At 35.3% G+C, this 3,912-nt stretch carries 2 protein-coding genes and 1 riboswitch; both genes read right to left on the bottom strand.

The window, feature by feature from the left end; genetic code table 11:
* Window positions 1–172: 172 nt before the first annotated feature.
* Window positions 173–2,860 (bottom strand): magnesium-translocating P-type ATPase, encoded by a 2,688-nt coding sequence (gene mgtA, locus M663_RS0102515; protein ID WP_029687833.1) that lies wholly within the window; start codon window positions 2,858–2,860, stop codon window positions 173–175.
* Window positions 2,861–3,229: 369 nt separating this feature from the next.
* A riboswitch (M-box (ykoK) riboswitch) is annotated at window positions 3,230–3,392 on the bottom strand.
* Between the two features lie 63 nt (window positions 3,393–3,455).
* The coding region (locus M663_RS0102505) for a phosphatase PAP2 family protein (protein ID WP_029687832.1) at window positions 3,456–3,912 on the bottom strand (457 nt) is incomplete at its 5' end.

Genomic DNA, 3,912 nt, shown 5'->3' with positions numbered 1-3,912 from the left:
TTTTTACTCTAATATTTATCTCATTTTGCAATCACCTATTATCAAAATTTTATATTTTGTAACATTGTTGTAACATTTTAATTTTATAATGTGATGTGTTAAAAAGAGCAGGATTTCTCCTGCTCATGTTTTTATATATTTCTACTTGTCTGTATCCGTTGTCTAAAAAATGTTATAGCAAACTTCCAAATCTTTTTACAAATCTCGTTTTAACGTATTGCGCCAAAGTCAAGTATGCAAGGAGGGTAGCTGCTAAGAATAAGAAGTATATTCCTGGCAATGGCATCATTCCAATGTCCTTTCCAAAGGAAGTAAATGGAACAATCGTTCCTACTGTAACAGCTGCTGATGTAAAAAGTAATAGCGGCCATGAAGCAATGCTTTGTATAAAAGGAATCTTCTCGGTTCTAAGCATATGGACTACCATTGTTTGTGTCCATAAGCTTTCTACAAACCAGCCTGTTTGGAAAAGCGAAACAAATTGAAGTTTAGATGTTTCAGGCAACAAGAAGTAAGAGCCACCTATAACTATTGGACCAATTACAAAAAACATCAAAGCATAAGTTGTAATATCAAAAATAGAACTTGTAGGTCCAAACCATACCATGAAATTGCCTATATTTGCGGCATCCCATTTTCTTGGCTTTTGTATATACTCTTTATCCATTGTATCCCAAGGCACTGAGGTCATAGATAAATCATAAGTCAAGTTAAGGAAGAGAAGTTGCAATGGCTGCATTGGCAAAAATGGTAAAAATGCGCTTGCCACTAAAACAGAAAATACATTTCCAAAATTAGAGCTTGATGTGATTGCAATATATTTCATAATATTTCCAAAAATTCTGCGCCCTTCTACAACTCCTTCCTCTAATACCGTGAGGCTTTTTTCTAAAAGTATTATATCCGCAGATTCTTTAGCGATATCTACTGCAGAGTCAACAGAAATTCCAACGTCTGCTTCTCTTAAAGCAGGAGCATCATTAATTCCATCCCCCATATATCCAACAATGTGGCCTTTACTTTGTAAAGCCTTTATTATTCTTGATTTTTGCATAGGAGAAAGTTTTGCAAAAATTGTCGTCTTTTCTGCTACTTCTGCTAATTCTTCATCTGTCATATTTTCTATTTCATTTCCTAATAAAATATTCTCTACCGAAAGTCCAACTTCTTTGCAGATTTTCTTTGTCACTATTTCATTGTCACCGGTAAGAATTTTTACATCTACACCATGCTCTTTAAGTGCTTTTATCGCATAAGGTGCAGATTCTTTTGGCGGGTCTAGAAAACCTATATAACCCATAAGAACCATTTTACTCTCATCTGCTATACTAAAAACTCCCTCTGGTGGAACGTCATTTTTTTGAGCTACTGCCAGCACCCTCATTCCATCTTCATTTAACTTCCTTACCATTTCTTTTACTTCTTGGCGTATTTCATCTGTCAAAGGAACTACTTCACCTTTGTATTCAGCGTATTCACAGATAGAAAGCACCTCTTCAACGGCACCTTTCGTTACAAGCTGCCTCTTCCCACCTTCGCTTTCTAAAACTACAGACATTCTCCGCCTTATAAAATCAAAAGGTATCTCATCAACTTTTTTATATATTTTTTCCAAGCCATTAAAACCCTTTTCAGCTCCATACTCTAAAATAGCGACATCCATCAAGTTTCTTAAACCTGTTTGATAGAAACTATTTAAATACGCATGCCTTAAAACTCTGTCATCTTCATTCCCATGTATGTCAAGATGTTTTTCTACGACTATTTTGTTTAATGTCAAAGTGCCAGTCTTATCAGTACAAAGCACATCCATCGCTCCAAAATTTTGGATAGCATCTAATCTCTTAACAATTGTTTTGCGCTTTGCCATTGTCACAGCACCTTTAGCAAGGTTGGTAGTGACTATCATTGGAAGCATTTCGGGAGTAAGTCCAACAGCTACAGCCAAGGCAAAAAGCAATGCATCCAACCAATTACCCTTTGTAAGACCATTTATCACAAACACAATCGGAAACATTACTGCCATAAATTTGATAAGTACTTTGCTTACATTGTTAATACCTTTTTCAAAGCTTGTCATTGCCCTATGCCCTACAAGGGACTTTGCCATTGAACCAAAATAAGTACGGTCACCTGTTGAAAGAACTACAGCAATAGCAGAGCCACTTACTACATTAGTACCCATAAAGCATATATTTTCTAAATCTGAGAGGTTTAAATCCTTAGCTTTTCTTTTTTCTTCTTTTAAATCTGGATATTTCTCCACAGGTTCGGATTCTCCCGTCAAAGTTGCTTGGTTTATAAATAAGTCTTTAGAAGTAATAACCCTAACATCCGCAGGTACCATGTCACCTGCTGCCAAATGTATTATGTCACCCGGCACTATTTCTTCTATTTTTATCTCTCTTTCACCTGTGTCTTTGCGAATAACTGCAGCAGTTGTGTGGACAAGAGCTTTTAGTTTTTCTGCTTCTGCATTAGAACGGTACTCTTGAACAAAACGAAGTAGTCCACTAACCGTTACCATTATAGAAATAATAATTATAGTGCTCCAATCTCTGTCTTGAGGTACAGTAAAAAGTACATCAGTTATATATGACACAATTGCTAAAAATACTAATATACCTATAAAGGGATTTATAAAAGCTTTAATCAATTGAATATACCAAGGAGCCGGTTTTTCATGAGCTACCTCATTTAACCCATACATTTCAAGCCTATCTTCTGCTTCCTCAGAAGTCAGCCCTTCTCTATCTGTACCTAATTGCGCCAAAATTTCATCAACATCTTTTCTGGCAAACTCAATTAATTGAGTAAGTATCATATCTGTGAAACCATTTTTCTTTGCGATTTTGATCATTCCCATACACCTCCAAAACACAATAATAGATTAAGGCTGCTGAGTCTTTTGCAACCTTCCAGTTACAGTATTTGTTTTTTTGTAAAAAACTTTCGCACTTAGACGATGGAATTAAAAGGAATTGTTTTGGAGGTATATGTAATAGGACACCAAAAGAAGGGATAAATAGGCATTTTAAGAAATAGCAAAATTTATTGAAAAGGCCACGTGTGAGAAGAATGGACGTGGCCTCAAACTATGCCCATCCTTCTTCAATGTCATATTACATATACCTTTATAGCTTTTACTACTACCTCCACCGTCCATTCTTCTCACCTCCGTTTTTTAGCAAATTAAAAAACCTCTCAACGAATGAAAGAGGTTTTTTAACATTTCAATTCGTTGAGCTTTGGCACTATACAGCTTTGGAGCATCCTCCAGCTGCATTAAGTAAAACCTTAATTCGGTAATACTTGTTGACCCGTTAGCATCTCTCGATGTTTCCGGGCAGCAGCGTGTATCTGTATAGGAGCCTCACCTAACGATTGTATTAACTTGTGTCCTTCTACATTATATTCTTCTATTTACAATTTGTCAATCTATTTTGAAAAATTTTTTACAAAAACAACTTTGTACCTATAAAATGGGTTAGATAAGAAAAAGTAATACCTATCGTTGAGCCCATTAATACATCTGAAGGATAATGCAGTCCCATATATATCCTCGAAAGTCCCACAAGTACCGCCAGTGAAATAAAGAATACTGCAAGGCTTGGAAAAAATATTGAAAAAGTCATAGCAAGTGAAAAACTGGCAGTAGCATGACCAGAAGGAAAAGAATAATCCTTTAAAAGATGTTTAAAAGTGTTTGTATTAGCTAATACCATATAAGGCCTTGGTCTTGTATATTTTCTTTTTAAGAGTTGAACAAACAAATGGCTGTTTGCAAGCGCAGTTAAAGCTTCTAAAGCAGAGGCTTTCACATTGTTTTTTCCAAAAAAAATCAAAAATAAACAAGAAAATATTGTAAAAAAAGGACCACCTATATGAGTTATTTTGGGCATTATTCTATCT

The organism is Thermoanaerobacter sp. A7A, assembly GCF_000445185.1.
Lineage (GTDB): Bacteria > Bacillota > Thermoanaerobacteria > Thermoanaerobacterales > Thermoanaerobacteraceae > Thermoanaerobacter.
The sequence above is the reverse complement of the archived record's forward strand: the minus strand, read 5'-3'. Positions and strand labels throughout refer to the sequence as shown.